Origin of the sequence: Aeromonas sp. PrichA-15 (genome assembly GCF_017939245.1) — a bacterium.
Classification (GTDB): domain Bacteria; phylum Pseudomonadota; class Gammaproteobacteria; order Enterobacterales; family Aeromonadaceae; genus Aeromonas; species Aeromonas caviae.
In genome coordinates this window covers 28,936-45,293 of the sequence record NZ_JAGKRH010000032.1, presented here as the reverse complement: position 1 = coordinate 45,293, position 16,358 = coordinate 28,936, and the positions used below count along the sequence as shown (strand labels likewise).

Sequence of the window (16,358 nt, the reverse complement as noted above, 5' to 3'; positions counted from 1 at the left end):
TGCCTGGCGGCAATAGCGCAGTGGAACCACCTGACCCCATGCCGAACTCAGAAGTGAAACGCTGTAGCGCCGATGGTAGTGTGGCATTCGCCATGCGAGAGTAGGACACTGCCAGGCACCCAATACAAGAAACCCCGCTCACTCGATCGGGGTTTTTTATTGCCTGAAATTAAGCACTCACTGGAGTGCAAGCGGGCACTATGGTGCTGTTCGTCGTTCACTTGTTGCCTGTACCGGAAAAAGTTGCGCCTGCTCTGGCCGCATTGAACCCACATATTGGCTCTCTCCGTTCTCATCATTTTTAGCGTAATAACCCAGTCGGAGCCGTTCTGTCTAAACCCACCGCCCGCGCTGCGATTGGGGTTGTATCTGAATCATAACTCGGTAGAGTAAGGGGCATTCCGGGTTTGCCCGTGCCATGGTCTCGGTTTCTTTTTCTGGTATGGGACTCTCCGCCTGTTTTCATTCACCTTCACTCAGTGGTACCGATATGGAACAAGTAAACAAGTCAACCTTCAACGATGTGCTGGAATATGTGCGTATGTCCCGTCGTCAGAACAAGCTCAAGCGTGAAATCGCGGACAACGAGAAAAAGATCCGTGACAACCAGAAGCGGGTACTGTTGCTCGACAACCTGAGTGACTATATCAAGCCCGGTATGAGCATTGACGAGGTTCAGGCCATCATCGCCAACATGCGGACCGATTATGAAGAGCGCGTAGATGACCATATCATCAAAAATGCCGAGCTTTCCAAGGAGCGCAAGGAGCTGAGTACCAAGCTGAAGAGCATGAGCACCAGCAAATAATCCCGCCCCGCTCTCGTCAACACCGGCCTCTGGCCGGTGTTTCATTTTCATGCCGCAGCTCGGATCTCTTGCCGCGTTGCAACAATCGGCTCCCATTTTCACAATCGCCCTGTTAACATCGCTGCAAAGCGGTCAATAGATTTCAAGCCCTTGACTTGAAACGACTAAGCTTGATTGAAAGACAATAAATTGCGCAACCATGGTGGGGCTGATATGGGCGCATCAAAACAGACGGATTCAAATAAAGTGGCATCTCAGGATTCATCCGTACCTAACGCGGACGGACAACAACAGCGTAAACGCCGACCTTGGTGGCGCTGGTTGTTCTGTTTTATCTTCTTGCTTTGCCTGGCTGCCGTGATCGCCCTGGTGGGTTATGAAATGAAGACCTCCCGACTGCAGTCACAGGAGATCTCCCGCTATGCGGCCACCCTGACCTATCAGCTCGAACCCGGCCCCAGCAAGCAGATAGCCTTCCCCGACGACGGCCCGTTCGACAAGCGACTCGGTTATGTGCTGATGCCCATGATCCAGGAACGTCTCGTTCAGCGTGGCTACCAGGTGAGCGAGCAGGTCCGTTTTTCCGATGCGCTCTACAACTACGCCAGCCACGGTTTCTTCGTGCCTTATACCGAGAAGGTCCAGGCAGGATTGACACTCTATGACTGCCGTGCTGAGCCTTTCTACCAGTACAAGTATCCGACTCATTACTATCCGGATTTCAATGCCATACCGCCCTTGGTCATCCAGTCTCTGCTGTTTATCGAGAACCGTGACCTCCTGAGCAACAAGGAACCGCTGGCCAACCCGGCCGTAGACTGGCCGCGCTTTGCCAAGGCGGCGCTGTCTCAGGTGGGCAAGGCGCTGGATATGCAGGATCAATCTGCTGGCGGCAGCACCCTGGCGACCCAGGTGGAAAAGTATCGTCATTCTCCCGATGGACTGACCGTTTCGCCGACCGAGAAGATCCGCCAGATGGTCTCGGCCAGCGTTCGTGCCTATCGGCTGGGGCCCGAGACCCTGGAGGCCCGCAAGCTGGTTGCCTGGGCCTACCTCAACTCGGTCCCGCTCTCTGCGGCGCCCGGTTATGGCGAGGTGCACGGTCTCGGTGATGGCCTCTGGGTCTGGTTTGGCGCCAATGTCGATGAGGTGAATCGACTGCTGGATCCCGCTCGCAACCAGGATTCTACCCTGGCCGAGCAGGGTCTTGCCTTGCGCCAGGTTGTCTCTCTGATGATCGCCCACCGCCGTCCTTCCTATTACCTGGCGCAGGGGAGAGAGGCACTGTCTACCCTGACAGACAGCTATCTGCGACTCTTCGTGCAGGAGGGAATGATCACCCCCCCCCTGATGGAGTCGGCTCTCAAGGCCAAGCTGGTCTTCCGCGATTTCCTGCAGGCACCTGCCATCACTCGAGTCAACAACAACAAGGGGCTGCAGGTGGCTCGCACTCGTCTCAGTCGTCAGCTCGGGGTGCAGCTTTATGACCTGGATCGCATGGATCTGATGGCCAACACCACCCTCAATATGCCGCTGCAGAACGAGGTGTCACGGTATCTGCAGCAACTGGCAGACCCTGCATTCGCAGCCCAGGTGGGCCTGTTCGGTGAGCGCCTGCTCTCGCCGGAGAAGACGGGTGATGTGAAGTACAGCTTTACCCTGTTCGAGAAGACGCCGGAAGGGGTCAAGGTGAGGGTGCAGACCGACAACACGGACCAGCCGTTCGATATCAACGAGGGCAGCAAGCTTGAACTGGGATCCACCGCCAAGTTGCGGGTGCTGACCACCTATCTCGAGATTGTCACCGAGTTGCATGACAGCTACGGCAATATGCCGGTGGAGAGCCTGCGAAAGATCGAAGTGTCCGATCAGGACAACATCAGCCGCTGGGCCATCGCCTATCTGATGAGTGCCAAGGACAGAAGCCTGCCGGTGATGCTGGAGGCCGCACTGGACCGCAAGTATTCCGCAAGTCCCTATGAAGGCTTCTTTACCGGCGGTGGCATGCACACCTTCAACAACTTCCGCAAGGAAGACAACGGTCGCATCCCGCCCATTCGCGATGCGCTGCGGGAATCCATCAACCTGCCCTTCGTGCGCTTGATGCGGGACATCGTCCGCTACAGCCTCTACAAGGAGGGAAATCGTGCCCAGTTGTTGAAAGATGACAGGGATCCTCGCCGTACCGAGTACCTGGCCAAGTTTGCTGACAAGGAGGGCCAGACCTACCTGCTGAGGTTCTGGCGCAAATATCGTGGCAAGAGTGCAGAAGAGCAGCTCGATACCTTCCTCGATGGTCTCAAACCCAGCGCGGTGCGTCTCGCCGCCGTGCATCGCTATCTGATGCCGGAAGCCTCCCAGGCCGACTTTGCCGCTTTCCTGGCCAAGCGCCTGCCGCGGGAGAAATTGACCGAGAAGCGCATCGAGCAGCTCTATACCAATTACGGCCCTGGCAAATATTCTCTGCCGGATCAAGGTTATATCGCACGGGTGCATCCACTTGAGCTGTGGTTGCTTGCCTATCTCAAGGAGTTTGACAAGGCCACCTTTACCGATGCGGTAACCGCCAGCCGTGACGAGCGTCAGGAGGTCTACAGCTGGCTGTTCAAGACCCGTCATCGCAGTGCCCGGGATAGCCGGATCCGCACCATGCTGGAGGTTGAGGCCTTCCTCGACATCCATCAGCGCTGGGCTCGCCTGGGCTACCCGTTCGATCACCTGGTTCCGTCCCTGGCGACCGCACTGGGCAGCTCGGGCGATCGTCCTGCTGCGTTGGCCGAGCTGATGGGGATCATCCAGAACGGCGGCATTCGTGCGCCGACCCTGCGCATCGAGCACCTCTCCTTTGCCAAGGGGACCCCCTTCGCCACCGTCTTTGAGCCGGCGAACACCCAGGGGGCACGGGTGATACCTGCCGAGGTGGCCAACGCCTTGCGCAATGCACTCTCCAAGGTGGTGGAAGGGGGGACGGCGCGGCGCATCGCCGGGGCCTTCGCCTTGCAGGATGGTACTGTCCTGGCCCTGGGGGGCAAGACGGGGACCGGGGACAACCGGATCGAGACGGTGGGTCGCTACGGCAATGTGACCAGTTCACTGGCTCGCAACCGGACTGCGACTTTCGTCTTCTACATCGGGGATGATCACTTCGGCACGCTGACGGCCTATGTACCCGGCAGCCAGTCCGACAAGTTCCGCTTCACGTCGGCGCTGCCTGTACAGGTGCTCAAGGGGATGGCCCCCCTGCTGGTCCCCTATCTGCAACCCGCTACTCACACCCAGTGCGTGGCGGGCAGCTGAGCGGATAGCGTATGAAAAAACGGGGCCATTGCGGCCCCGTTTGATTGTGTACTGCACGCCGCCCTGAGGCGGACGTGAGTCATCACTTACAACAGATCTTCAATTTCACCGCGCAGGTACTGGTACATCTCGCGATAGGCTACCGGCGGCTTGTTCAGCTCCCGTTCCTTGTTGGCGGTGCGGATCAGCTGACGCAGCTTCTGGCGATCCAGCTCGTGGAACTGGGACATCAGCTCGTTAAGGGCGCTGTCGCCTTCGGTGATCAGCCGCTCGCGCCACTGTTCGAGGCGGTGCAGGCGGGCGTTCACGGTGGAGTGACGCATCTTGATGATGGAGAGGGCCTCTTCAATGGGGGCCACATCGCGGCTACGCATCAGACGGCCGATGAACTGGAGATGGCGACGGAAGGACTCATCCTTCTTCGGCTTGAGCTTGCGACCCAGCTCGACCGCTTCGGCGAGCTCTTCATCCAGGGGGATCTTCTCCAGCTCGCTGTGACTTAGGGAGACGATCTCTTCCCCCATCTTCTGCAAGGCCTCGGCATCACGCTTGAGCTGGCTCTTGCTGGGGCCCCAGTCTTCCCACTCGTTGTCGTCTTGATATTGACTCATCGGTCTCTGTATTCCTGTCATTCACGTTTGGCGGATATGTTACCAGCTTCTCCCGCTGGGCGCAGGGGTCTGATATGCTTAGCCCCTTTCCTTCCCTTCATACAGATGTGAGTTATGGACCAGCAAGATCAAATCCGCCAGGATCAATCCCATCTCGAGGCCGTGGTCGCCGAGGCCCTTGAGATAGCGAAAGGGCTGGGCGCCGGGCTTGCCGAAGTCTCCATCAGCAAACAGACCGGCCTCTCGGTGAACACCCGGGGCTGCGAGCTGGAAAGCATCGAGTTCAACAAGGATGGCGCACTCGGCATCGCCGTCTATCGCGATGGTTGCAAGGGGTCCTCCTCCACCACGGATCTGACCAAGCCGGCCATTCGCGCCGCCGTGGAAGCGGCCATGGAGATCGCCCGCCACACCTCTCCCGATGACTGCGCCGGTCTTGCGGATGCGGATCTGCTGGCCTGGGATGCCCCGGACCTGCAACTGTGCCACCAAATCGAGCTGGATCCCCAGCGTGGCATCGCGCTGGCCATCGAGTGCGAGCGGCTGGCCCTGGGACGGGATGCCCGCATCAAGCACTCTGACGGAGCCAGTTTCTCCAGCCACCTGGGCGTCAAGGTTTATGGCAACAGCCACGGCTTCGTCAAAGGCTATGCTGCATCGCGCAACTCCCTGAGCTGCGTACTGATCGGCGAGCAGGATGGCGACATGCAGCGCGACTACGGCTACTCCTCCAGCCGCTCCCTGGACGGGCTGTGGAGCCCCCAGCGCATCGCTGACGAGGCGGTGGAGCGCACTGTTTCCCGCCTGGGGGCTCGCAAGATCAGCACCCGCCATGCCCCTGTGCTGTTCCACCCCGATACCGCTGCCGGTCTGTGGGGCCATCTGGTGATGGCCATCAGCGGGGGCAACCTCTATCGCAAGTCGAGCTTCCTGCTGGACAAACTGGGCAAGCAGATCCTGCCCGAGTGGCTCACCATCCAGGAGTTCCCCCACTTGCCGGGAGGACATGCCAGCACCCCGTTCGACGGGGAAGGGGTTCGCACCCGCGACATGGACATCATCCGCAACGGCGAGCTGATGAGCTGGCTGCTCACCTCCTACTCCGCCCGCAAACTGGGCCTGACCACCACGGGCCATGCCGGGGGTATCCATAACTGGCAGGTTTCCAATACCGGCCAGGACTTCCAGGGCATGCTCAAGGAGATGGGTACCGGCCTGCTGGTGACCGAGCTGATGGGGCAGGGGGTCAACATCGTCAATGGTGATTACTCCCGCGGCGCAGCCGGTTTCTGGGTTGAAAATGGCGAGATCCTCTATCCGGTGGAGGAGATCACCATTGCTGGCAATCTGGCCGACATGTTCAGCCATATCGTGGCGGTGGGTAGTGATGAGGATGAGCGTTCCAGCCTCAAGACCGGCTCCGTACTGGTCGAGCAGATGAAACTGGCGGGGCACTGATCCCCTCCGTCCGATCTGGACTATGGTGTCTAGTCCTGAGATAGGTCTACACATTTTCAGCTAGCTTTTAGCACTCAGAACCCCCGATGCGTCACATCAGGGGTTCTGTATTTCAATGCCTGATGCGGTTGCTCCAGGTTATAAGTATCCACTGCCTTTCGCACTTTTCCCCGCCTGCGCCAGCCTCTGCAGGCTTTGCAGCAGTGACTCTCTTTTCAAGATCTCAGTGCATTTTGGTGACAGTTATGAGTATCTGTCATCAAGCATTTGACCCCGTGTTGTTCATGCAATGACTGATACAACCCCGAACAATACTGCACCTGGTGGTCCGAATGATGAATAAGCTTTCCGTGGTCACGTTGTTGCTTCAGTGTTTTCTCGATCACCATCGACTCGGCATTCATCTCTTAGTTGCCACTATTTTGCGTGAGCAGGTGTCCGTCACCTAGCTCAGGTAGAGCGGCCCTGAGTGTCATAACGCGTCTGCGTCTGTTTATAGGTGAGCTTGCCTTCTTCAATCTGCTCGACCAGGGCCAGTTTAAAAATCAGAGTAATTGTGTTGTGTTCGTTTACGCCCTGTCCCATCGAGATCTCCATCTATTCGGAGGAGAAGATGCAAACCATATTCAGGCAGATGCGCCGATCAGACGTCGGCCAGCTGCAATGCCTGGCGGTAGTACTCGTTGGCCTTGTTGGTCAGGCGGCGCTTGTCCATCACCTGGCCGAGGGCGTGGTAGAGGGCGGCATCCGGCGCCTTCGCCACTTCCTGCTCCAGCAGGCGCTGGGCGTCGTCCAGTTGGCCGGCCAGCAGGCAGACCCGGGCCAGCGCGGCTTCGGCGCCAGGCTGATCCTGGATCTTTCTGAGCAGGGTCAGCATGGGCTGGTAGTCGTCCAGTTTGAGCTTGGGCAGGCGGGCGAACAGCTCGGGGGAGGGATCCTTGCGTAGAGCCTCCAGCCAGAGATCGGCGGCTTCGGCATCGGCCCCCAATCGGCGCAGGCGATCCCCGTAACTGGCCAGCAGCACGGGATCCTGGCGCTGTTTGCGGGGCAGACCCTGCCAGACCGTGCGCAGGGTGTCGAGGGAGCCGCTGGCGGCCTCCAGACGACCGCACCACGCCTGGTGCAGCAGGGCCTCTTCCTGCTGGGCGGTCAGCTTGCCCACCTTGCGCAGGGCAGGGGCGAGATCGATGAGGGCCGCCCAGTCTTCACGGGCCAGATACACCTGACGCAGCTGATCCAGCACCATGGGGTGGCGCGGGTTGAGGGCATAGATGGACTCGAGGCGACCGAGGGCGCTGTCGTACTGGCCCTGCTCAATCTGCAACTGGGTCTGGATCAGGGTCAGTGCCAGCTCTGCCTTGGGGTTCTCTTCCTGAGCTTTCTGCAGGTAGTGATCCCGGCGCACGTCATCGCCCCGGGCCTGGGCCACCCGGGCGGCGCTCAGGTAGTTGAGCAGCGGGGTGTCGCTGTTGTCTGCGCCCTTGATGAGGAGCTTCTCGGCCTGGTTGTAGTGCCCCTCTGCCATGGCCAGGGTGGCATTGACGGTTTGCAGGTTGGCCTTGCGGCGGCGGCGGGAACCGAACCAGCCCTGGGTCTTGCGACGCAGGCCGAACAGGCGGGCCAGCACCCATTCCACGATGAGCAGGGCGCCGTAGAACAGCACCGCCAGGATCACCGCGCTGGTGACCGAGGATTCCACCGTGTAGTTGCCCAGCGAGATGAGCACATAGCCCTTGTTGCCGGAGGCTTCGGGCCCGAAGATGAGGCCCGCCACCATCACGGCGACTATGACGATCAGACGAATCATGGTCTCCTCCTCAGTTGCCGGCCAGGATGCGTTGCAGGCGTTCGGTCAGCACCTGTTCCAGCATGGTCTGGGTCTTGAACTGATCCGGGTAGTCAAACTGGATCTGCTCGCCTTTGAGCTTGTCGAGCTCGGACTGCATGTACTGGGTGGCGCTGTTGTCGGCATCGAAATACTGGGTCAGCCAGCGCTGGGCCTTCTCCAGGCTGTCGACATAGAGTGACTGCTGTTCACGATAGACGGCGAGCTGGGCCTGCAGCAGCTTGGTCTTGAGGTTCTCCCGCAGGAAGATCTCCTGCTGCGGGGAGAGCAGGGCTTCCACGGCGCCATCGCGGCGACGGATGGTGATGAAGTTTTCGGTGAACTTGACCCAGTTCTTCTTCAGGTTGCTCTGCCACTCGTCCGGGTTGGTGCTGACGGTCTGGTCGGGCTCGCTCTTGGCTTCCGGCATGCTGACGGTGGAGAGGGGCAGCAGCTCGATCTGGTCCGAGAGGGCGGCCAGCTTCAGGGTCAACCCTTCGCGATCGACTCGCGGCATCCCCTTGAGCTTGGCGATGTCTTCCGCCAGCGCCTTGCGGATGGGCATCAGGCTGGGGTCGTTGAGCGCCTTGATGCGCTCGTCGGCGTTGCCGAGCAATGTGATGGCGGAGACGATGTCGTGTTCGAGCCACAGCTTGCGGCCCGCCATGCGCACCAGGTATTCGGATTCGGCCAGCATCCAGTCGTTGGGGCGCTTGTCGTCCAGATCCAGCACCTTGGTCTGCAAGGCGTCCAGCGCCTCCTGCAACTGCTGCTGGCTCTTGCCGAGGGCACCGATCTGTTCGGCATCCTTGCTGCTGCCCTGATCAATCCTGGTCATGGCGTCGGCCAGTTGCTGCTTGAGGGCTACCAGTTCGGCCTGCTGGGCAACGGCGTTCTGGTGTCCGTGCACATAGAGACCACCGGCCAGCCCCAGGGCCAGCAGGATGGCGATGCCGCCAAGCACGGTGCCAGAGCTGCCCTTCTTGCTCCCTGTTGTTCCGGGAGCGGGCTTGTTGTTGTCGGCCACGGTGGCCGCGGCACTCGGCTGGACTTCTTGCTGTTCAGTCATTCCATCTTCCTCAGTTCCAGGGCGGCCACCAGAGCCTGGTTGGATGCACCTTGGGCAATCACGATACGGGTAAAACCAGCCCCTTCTGCCATCTCGGCCACCCGGGGACTGGGCACCACCAGCAGGCGGTCATAAAGCCAGGGGTGCTGCGGGCCGGGCACCAGGGCCAGCAACCGCTGCAACAATTCGCCACTGGTGATGAGCAGGCTGTCGAGCCCGGCTGCCTGCCAGTGGCGGGTCAATGCATCCCCGTCAAGATCGGGGTAGTGGCGCTCGTAGGTGGCACAATAGTGCACCAGTGCGCCCCGTGAGGCCAGCGTCCGGGCGATGAGATCCCGCCCGTCGTTGCCGCGCAGGATCAGCACCCGGCGGCCACTCACCCCTTGCAGTGCCGGCAGGGCCAGCAGCCCTTCGCTGCGGGGATCGGCCGGGCACAGGGCCTGGATGCCCGCCTCGGCGAAGGCATCCGCACTCGCCTGGCCGACTGCAAAGTAATCAATATGTGGCCAGGTCTGACCAGTTTGCAACAGAAAATGATGTGCAAAATGAACGGCATGCATGCTGACGGCGATAACGAGGTCCGCCTCCCGCAGCATGTCACCCAGGTGAGGGAGGTCGCATCCCGGCCGGGTTTCCAGCAACGGACAGCAGAGCGGTGCGTGACCCAGCTGGTGCAGCATCTGCACCAGCTGGTTGGCCTGGGCGGCCGGGCGCACCACCAGGGGGACCATCAGGGGGCGCTCCGAGCAGATGACCGCGAACCTGGCTGTGCTGCACTCATGCCCGGTAGACCTCGGCCAGGATGACGTCGGCGCCGGCGGCCAGCAGGCGCTGGGCCAGGGTGTGGCCCAGTGCCTCGCCTTCTGCCAGGGGGCCGCGGATCTCGTCGCGAATGACGCGGCTGCCATCCGGGCTGCCCACCAGGCCGCGCAGCCATACCTCTTCTCCCTGTACCAGGGCATAGGCCCCGATAGGCACCTGACAGCCCCCTTGCAGGGCGCGGTTCATGGCGCGCTCGGTCAGCACCCGGATGCGGGTCTCGGGGTGTTCGAGCGGCGCCAGCAGGGCGTGCAGCTCGTGATCGTCGAGGCGGCATTCGATGCCGACCGCCCCCTGGCCGTTGGCGGGCAGGCTCTGCTCGGGCTCGATGAAGGCGGCGATACGATGGGCCATCTCCAGTCGTTTCAGGCCGGCGGCGGCCAGGATGATGGCGTCATAATCACCGGCATCCAGCTTGGCGAGGCGGGTGTTGACGTTGCCCCGCAGGTCGCGGATCACGAGATCAGGGCGCGCAGCGCGCAGCTGGCACTGACGGCGCAGGCTGGAGGTGCCGACCACGGCCCCTTGAGGCAGCTCGTCTATCTGGTTGAAATAGTTGGAAACAAAGGCATCACGCGGGTCTTCGCGCTCACAGATGGTGTGCAGGCCGAGTCCGTCGGGGAACTCCACAGGTACGTCTTTCATGGAGTGGACAGCGATGTCGGCACGCCCTTCCAGCATGGCAGTCTCCAGTTCCTTGACGAACAACCCCTTGCCGCCGACCTTGGCGAGGGGGGTGTCGAGGATCTTGTCACCCTGGGTGCTCATGGGCACCAGTTCGACCTGCAGATCCGGATGGAGTGCCTCCAGCCGATCTTTCACAAAATTGGCCTGCCACAGGGCCAGTGGGCTCTTTCGAGTGGCAATTCTCAGGGTTCGGGCTGCCATATCAATCAGTTGTTTCATCTTTTGAGAGGAAAACGATCTTACCACCCTTTGCAGGGGCTTTCATGGCGCAGCCCGCAAAAGCGGGGCCAAGCTCAAAAACGGGGGCTGAAAATTATTTTCATTCAGCCAATAATTGATTTTAAGTTATTGAAAACAAGTAATTTTATTGCTTTCCGCTGATACCGTTACGAACGGGGTCAGAAATAATCCGGTGATTGTGTGCGGGCTTGTTTACCACTGCTGTTTGCATTGTTAACATGATCACACTTTTTTGACGTCTCCCCGTTTTGGTGCGTCATTTCTCTTCCCCATAGGTAGGGCATTGCTGGTTAAACTCGACACGCTGGTGGCGCGCTACGACGAACTCAATCGTCTCAAGACGCAACGAGCGCTGGATCTCATGAGTCGCTACGGGCAGCAGGTTTTCCACTTGCTGCCTGTCATGCTGCACTTCAATCACCCCCTGTTGCCCGGTTATGTGGCAGGGGATGTGCCTCATGGTATCTGGAGTTTTGTCGCCAACGAGGCCCAGCAGGCCTTCATCCAGGATCTCTGCCAGAACGCCAACTGCCAGGGCGGTCTCAGTACCCACGACAAGTCCATCCAGGGCCTCTACTCCATGGGGAGCACCTCCTCCATCGGTCAGTGCTGCCACTCGGATCTCGACATCTGGGTCTGTCATGTGGCTGGTCTGTCGAGCGAGCGCCTCGCCCTGCTGGAACAGAAGTGCCAGCACCTCTCCATGTGGGCCGAGCAGCGGGGGGTCGATCTCAACTTCTTCCTGATCCCCGAAGACAAGTTCCGTCAGCGCAACGATGCCCAGATGCAGGGGGAGAGCTGCGGCAGCGCCCAGCACCTGCTGCTGCTCGACGAGTTCTACCGCAGCGCCATGCTCATCGCCGGCAAGCGGCTGCTCTGGTATCTGGTGCCGGCCGAATATGACGATCACTACGACGACTACGTCAACGGCCTGTTTGCCCACGGCAAGTTGAGCCAGGATGACTGGCTCGATCTCGGCGGCTTTGATCGCATTCCTGCCGAGGAGTATTTCGGCTCCGCCCTGTGGCAGCTCTACAAGGGGATCGACTCCCCCTACAAGGCGGTACTCAAGTCGGTGCTGATGGAGGCCTACTCCCACGAGTATCCCAACACCCGGCTGCTGTCGGTGACCAGTCGCGACTGGTTCCAGCACAACGAGGGGATGCACTACCGCCTCGACAACTACTGCCTGATGCTGGACAAGGTGACCAACTACCTGAAGTCCATCGGCGACATGCAGCGCCTCGATCTGGTGCGTCGCTGCTTCTATCTGAAGGTGTGCGACGGGCTGAGCCATCCCAAGGAAGATCACTCCCCGGACTGGCGCCGGGAGCAGATGGCCCAGCTGGTGGCCTACTGGGGCTGGAGTCCGGAGCGCCTTTACCACCTTGATCACCGCCAGGAGTGGAAGGTGGAGGACGTCAAGGTGGCCTACGCCGAGTTGCTGGAGGCTCTGATGCAGAGCTACCGCAATCTCATCCAGTTCGCCCGGCGCAACAACATCAGCGAGTCCATCAACCCGGAAGACATCGGCATCCTGTCGCGCAAGCTCTATGCCGCATTCGAGAGCCTGCCGGGCAAGGTGCAGCGCATCAACCTCAAGATTGCGCCGGATCTCGGCGAGCCGGATCTCAGCCTGGTACAGGTACCCCACGGCCGCCTGAATCGCGCCGGCTGGTATCTCTACAAGCATTCCCTCGAACCCGCCGACATCATCGGCCGGGCGCCGCTCGAATATAACGGCTACATCAGCAAGCTGGTGGCCTGGGCCTATTTCAACGGCCTGCTGACGCCCCAGTCCCGGGTGCACCTGTTCAACCAGGGCTCGGATCTGCACATCGACAACCTGCATCAGTTCTGTCGCGATCTCTCCGGGACCTTCCCGGTCAAGTATCCCCGCGCGACCAACCTGGCCCTGAGCCGGCCGTGCGAGATCCGCCAGCTCTCCATCTTCCTGAACCTGGAGACGGACCCGTCCAGCCACTGGGTGGGGCAGGTGATCGAGTTCGATGCCAACGCCGCCGATGTCTTCTCGTTCGGTCGCAACCAGGAGTGTCTGGTGGGATCCGTGGATCTCGTCTATCGCAACTCCTGGAGCGAGATCCGCACCCTGCACTTCGAGGGGGAGGAAGCCGTGGTGGACGCCCTCACCACCATCCTCGGCAAGATGCACCAGGACGCTGCGGCCCCCGAGATGATCGAGGTGTTCTGCTACAGCCAGCACTTCCGCTCCCTGGTGCGCACCCGCTTCCAGCAGCTTGTGGCTGAATGCATCGAGTTGCGCCTGGCCCGGGACAAGCAGCAGTTGGTCAAGACGCTGGCGCTCGGCAAGGAAAAGTACGGCATCTTCTTCGAGCGGCGCGGGGTGTCGGTCAAGAAGCTGGAAAACGCCATCGATTTTTACCGTCACATCTCCCACAACAAGCTGGATCACCTGCCGCTGCGTCTCGACAAGACTCACAGCCAGCACCTGCCCGGCATTGTCGACGCCTACGCCAGCGAAGGGCTGGTGCAGTTCTTCTTCGATACCCGGGATGCAGGCACCAACATCTATATCCTGGACGAGGCGAACCGGGTGGAGATCTACCAGCACTTCGCCGGCAACAAGGACGAACTGGTACAGGGGGTGAACCGGTTCTACACCTCGGGTCACGAGCGATTCAGCAATGCGGGTCAGTTCAGCAACTTCAACCTGCCCCAGTACTACGAAATCGTGCAGGTGGGTGACAAACTCGATGTGATCCCCTACCGCAGCCAGAGCCCGCAGCGGGACACCCCAGGCGCGGCGCGGGAAGTAGGGTGATGTGCTGATAACAGCACCGGCAAGATGGCAAACGGCCTGCTGATGCAGGCCGTTGTCCTATCCGTGGTACGGGAATCAGGCGTGGAGGGGGCCGCAGCCCGTGGGGGATGCCGTCGAGCATCGCCGTCAGAGATGAAAGCAAACGGCCTGCTGATGCAGGCCGTTGTCTTACCCGTGAGCCGACAATCAGGCGCCGAGGCGGGCCAGCAACCAGCTGCGAATGTCGCCCAGCTGGGGGCGGCAGATCTCGTGGCGCATGGGGTATTCGTGCCACTCGGGGCTGAGTCCCACCGCTTCCAGCCGGTTCTTGGCGTCCCAGCCCATGGAGAGGTTCACCACGTCGTCATAGATGCCGTGCATGTAGCAGATGGGCAGGGCGCGGGCCGCCTCGCTCATCTCGCCGGGCAGGGTGTTGGGCGCAGCCTGGTAGGTGGACATGCAGAGCAGGCCTGCCAATGGCACCGGATGGCGCAGGGCGGTGAAGGAGGCGATGACGCCCCCCTGGGAGAAGCCGGCCAGCACGATGCGCTCGGGGGCGAAACCCTCGGCCACCAACTGTTCGATCAGCGAGGCGATACGGGCCGCTGACTCCCTGACATGGGACTCCACGGCGCGATCCGCCGGATCCTCGAAGCTCTTGATGTCGTACCAGCCGCGCATCCGGTAGCCCATGTTGATGGTGATGGGGCGTTCGGGCGCATCCGGCAGCAGATGGCGGACGGGCAGGTCGGCGGGCAGGGCCAGCGCCTCCACCAGGGGGGCGAGGCCTGCGCCGGAGTCCCCCAGCCCGTGCAGCCAGATCACCGCATGGCGGGCACCTTCGGGATGCAGATCCGTCATGAGAAGACCACGGGCTCGCCGGCCTGGGTGGTGCAGGCCCGGGTCAGCAGGGCCTTGAGCTCGTCGCCGAAGCGGTTGTCGATCCAGCTGTCACCGCGCAGCTCGAAGTGGAAGCCGTTCTCCCGGGTGGCGACCCAGATCTGGTGCAGGGGCTCCTGCTTGTTGATGATGACCTTGGTCTTGTTCTCGAAGCTCAAGGTCAGCACCCCGCCGGCGCGTTCGCAGTCGATATCCGGATACCCCTCGTCGATGGTGTCTTCCACATACTGGAAAAAGGCGTCGGTCAGGGCGTGATACTCGTGATCCTTCATCGGTTTATCCTGTTGCTTTTAACAATGTGAGTGCGATTATAGAGGGCCAAAAATTTTTTCGCAGCGAACCATTATGATTACCCAGTTCACCAAGTGCCTGTTTGCCGCGTCGCTGTCGCTCGGGTTGGCCGCCTGTGGCCTGACGGGGCCGCTTTACATGCCGCCGGCCGAACAGCCCGTACCTGCAGAGCAGACACAGCCCAAGACAGAGAGTACACCGCAAGCCGCCTCGCCTGCGACCGCTACACCGGCCTCAGAGGCCGCGCCGCAATAATCTAGGAAGGAACCGCCCCCTTGGATCACTTTAACTACGACGCAGACGGTCAGCTTCAGGCCGAACAGCTTCCCCTGCAACAGCTTGCCGACCAGTACGGCACTCCGCTCTATGTCTACTCCCGCGCCACCCTGGAACGCCACTGGCATGCCTTCGACCAGGCGGCTGGCGACATTCCCCACCTGATCTGCTACGCGGTCAAGGCCAACTCCAACCTGGCCCTGCTCAATCTGCTGGCACGCCTTGGTTCGGGCTTTGACATCGTCTCCGGCGGCGAGCTGTCCCGGGTGCTGGCGGCGGGCGGTGATCCGGCCAAGGTGGTCTTCTCCGGTGTCGCCAAGAGCGAAGCCGAGATGCGCCTTGCGCTGGAAAAAGAGATCCTCTGCTTCAACCTGGAGTCCGAAGCCGAGCTGGAGCGCCTCAACCGGGTCGCAGGCAGCATGGGCAAAAAGGCGCGGGTCTCGGTGCGGGTCAACCCGGACATCGACGCAGGCACGCACCCCTATATCTCCACCGGCCTCAAGCAGAACAAGTTCGGCATCCCCATCGAACAGGCGCCCGCCATCTACCGCAAGGCGGCGGCCATGGCCCACATCGAGATCAAGGGCGTGGATTGCCACATCGGCTCGCAACTCACTGAATTGAATCCCTTTATGGAGGCGGCGGACAAGCTGCTCAAGCTCATCGACGAGCTGGCGGCGGAAGGCATCCACATCCATCACCTGGACGTGGGCGGCGGTCTGGGGGTCAACTACGGCGCCGAGCAGCCGCCGCACCCCACCGAGTATGCCGAGGCGCTCAAGCAGAAGCTGGCGGGCCGGGATCTGACCCTCTTGTTCGAACCGGGCCGCGCCATCGTCGCCAACGCCGGTGTGCTGCTGACCCGGGTCGAGTTCCTCAAACCCGGCGAGACCCGCAACTTCGCCCTGATCGACGCCGGCATGAACGATCTGCTGCGCCCCTCCCTCTACGGCGCCTGGATGAACATCATCGAGGTGGACAGCCGGGCGACCCACGAGAAGGCACTCTATGACGTGGTGGGCCCGGTGTGCGAGACCGGCGACTTCCTCGGCAAGGAGCGTACCCTGGCGATTGCCGAGGGCTCCCTGCTGGCGGTGCGTTCCGCTGGCGCCTACGGCTTTACCATGTCCTCCAACTACAACACCCGACCCCGTGCGGCCGAGGTGCTGGTGGACGGTGACCAGGCGCACCTCATCCGTGAGCGTGAGCAGTTGGCGGATCTCTGGCGTGGCGAGCACCTGCTGCCGTGATGGATGGATTTTCAGCGTTCCTCCATGTGAGAGCGTGATTAACGG

14 protein-coding genes, 1 rRNA gene and 1 pseudogene are annotated in these 16,358 nt (G+C 61.1%); 7 read left to right on the top strand and 9 right to left on the bottom strand.

All coding sequences use genetic code 11. From position 1 onward, the window contains the following. Positions 1-2 precede the first annotated feature (2 nt). From rrf to J9889_RS06455, 3 genes are all read left to right on the top strand, one after another. Positions 3-117 (top strand): 5S ribosomal RNA (gene rrf, locus J9889_RS06465). Positions 118-490: 373 nt separating this feature from the next. Further along, positions 491-808 (top strand): PTS system regulator TmaR, encoded by a 318-nt coding sequence (tmaR, locus tag J9889_RS06460; protein WP_010672687.1) that lies wholly within the window; start codon positions 491-493, stop codon positions 806-808. A gap of 213 nt (positions 809-1,021) precedes the next feature. Then, on the top strand, positions 1,022-4,105 hold the full coding sequence (locus J9889_RS06455) for a transglycosylase domain-containing protein (RefSeq protein WP_210556144.1): 3,084 nt from the start codon (positions 1,022-1,024) through the stop codon (positions 4,103-4,105). Positions 4,106-4,191: 86 nt separating this feature from the next. Here the strand turns inward: J9889_RS06455 and yjgA are convergent, their stop codons facing one another. After that, a complete protein-coding gene (gene yjgA / locus J9889_RS06450; RefSeq protein WP_010672689.1) occupies positions 4,192-4,716 on the bottom strand; it encodes a ribosome biogenesis factor YjgA in 525 nt (174 codons plus the stop codon). A 114-nt stretch (positions 4,717-4,830) separates the two neighbouring features. On the opposite strand from yjgA, the gene pmbA reads away from it, so the two are divergent. Beyond that, positions 4,831-6,174 (top strand): metalloprotease PmbA, encoded by a 1,344-nt coding sequence (pmbA, locus tag J9889_RS06445; protein WP_109112262.1) that lies wholly within the window; start codon positions 4,831-4,833, stop codon positions 6,172-6,174. A 74-nt stretch (positions 6,175-6,248) separates the two neighbouring features. Here the strand turns inward: pmbA and J9889_RS24015 are convergent. From J9889_RS24015 to hemC, 6 genes and pseudogenes are all read right to left on the bottom strand, one after another. Further along, positions 6,249-6,643, bottom strand: a pseudogene (locus J9889_RS24015) (DDE-type integrase/transposase/recombinase); the annotation flags it as partial. Then, positions 6,625-6,759 carry a hypothetical protein gene (locus tag J9889_RS24475; RefSeq protein ID WP_010672691.1) on the bottom strand — a complete coding sequence of 45 codons (135 nt, stop codon included), beginning with the start codon at positions 6,757-6,759 and terminating at the stop codon, positions 6,625-6,627. The gene J9889_RS24475 and the pseudogene J9889_RS24015, both read right to left, overlap by 19 nt. A gap of 58 nt (positions 6,760-6,817) precedes the next feature. Further along, positions 6,818-7,981, bottom strand: coding sequence for a heme biosynthesis HemY N-terminal domain-containing protein (locus tag J9889_RS06440; RefSeq protein WP_128273497.1), 1,164 nt, complete (start codon positions 7,979-7,981; stop codon positions 6,818-6,820). 10 nt (positions 7,982-7,991) lie between these two features. Further along, entirely contained in the window at positions 7,992-9,068 is a 1,077-nt protein-coding gene (locus J9889_RS06435; protein WP_039039811.1) for a uroporphyrinogen-III C-methyltransferase, read from the bottom strand. Next, on the bottom strand, positions 9,065-9,799 hold the full coding sequence (locus tag J9889_RS06430) for a uroporphyrinogen-III synthase (RefSeq protein ID WP_039039810.1): 735 nt from the start codon (positions 9,797-9,799) through the stop codon (positions 9,065-9,067). Before J9889_RS06430 ends, J9889_RS06435 begins: the two co-directional genes overlap by 4 nt. 46 nt (positions 9,800-9,845) lie before the next feature. Then, positions 9,846-10,775 (bottom strand): hydroxymethylbilane synthase, encoded by a 930-nt coding sequence (hemC, locus tag J9889_RS06425; protein WP_160836842.1) that lies wholly within the window; start codon positions 10,773-10,775, stop codon positions 9,846-9,848. Between the two features lie 322 nt (positions 10,776-11,097). Here hemC and J9889_RS06420 point away from each other — a divergent pair, with 322 nt between their 5' ends. Further along, the gene (locus tag J9889_RS06420) at positions 11,098-13,617 is read left to right on the top strand and encodes a class I adenylate cyclase (protein WP_210556143.1); all 2,520 of its coding nucleotides are present in this window, start codon (positions 11,098-11,100) and stop codon (positions 13,615-13,617) included. 186 nt (positions 13,618-13,803) lie between these two features. Here J9889_RS06420 and J9889_RS06415 read toward each other — a convergent pair whose 3' ends face one another. After that, positions 13,804-14,457: an alpha/beta fold hydrolase gene (locus tag J9889_RS06415; RefSeq protein ID WP_210556141.1), complete on the bottom strand. Its 654-nt coding sequence runs from the start codon at positions 14,455-14,457 to the stop codon at positions 13,804-13,806. After that, positions 14,454-14,768 (bottom strand): iron donor protein CyaY, encoded by a 315-nt coding sequence (cyaY, locus tag J9889_RS06410; protein ID WP_010672698.1) that lies wholly within the window; start codon positions 14,766-14,768, stop codon positions 14,454-14,456. The genes J9889_RS06415 and cyaY overlap by 4 nt, the downstream gene beginning before the upstream one ends. Positions 14,769-14,841: 73 nt before the next feature. On the opposite strand from cyaY, the gene J9889_RS06405 reads away from it, so the two are divergent. Next, positions 14,842-15,042 (top strand): lipoprotein, encoded by a 201-nt coding sequence (locus J9889_RS06405; RefSeq protein ID WP_210556138.1) that lies wholly within the window; start codon positions 14,842-14,844, stop codon positions 15,040-15,042. 20 nt (positions 15,043-15,062) lie between these two features. Next, positions 15,063-16,313 (top strand): diaminopimelate decarboxylase, encoded by a 1,251-nt coding sequence (gene lysA / locus J9889_RS06400; RefSeq protein ID WP_039039806.1) that lies wholly within the window; start codon positions 15,063-15,065, stop codon positions 16,311-16,313. Positions 16,314-16,358: the final 45 nt, after the last annotated feature.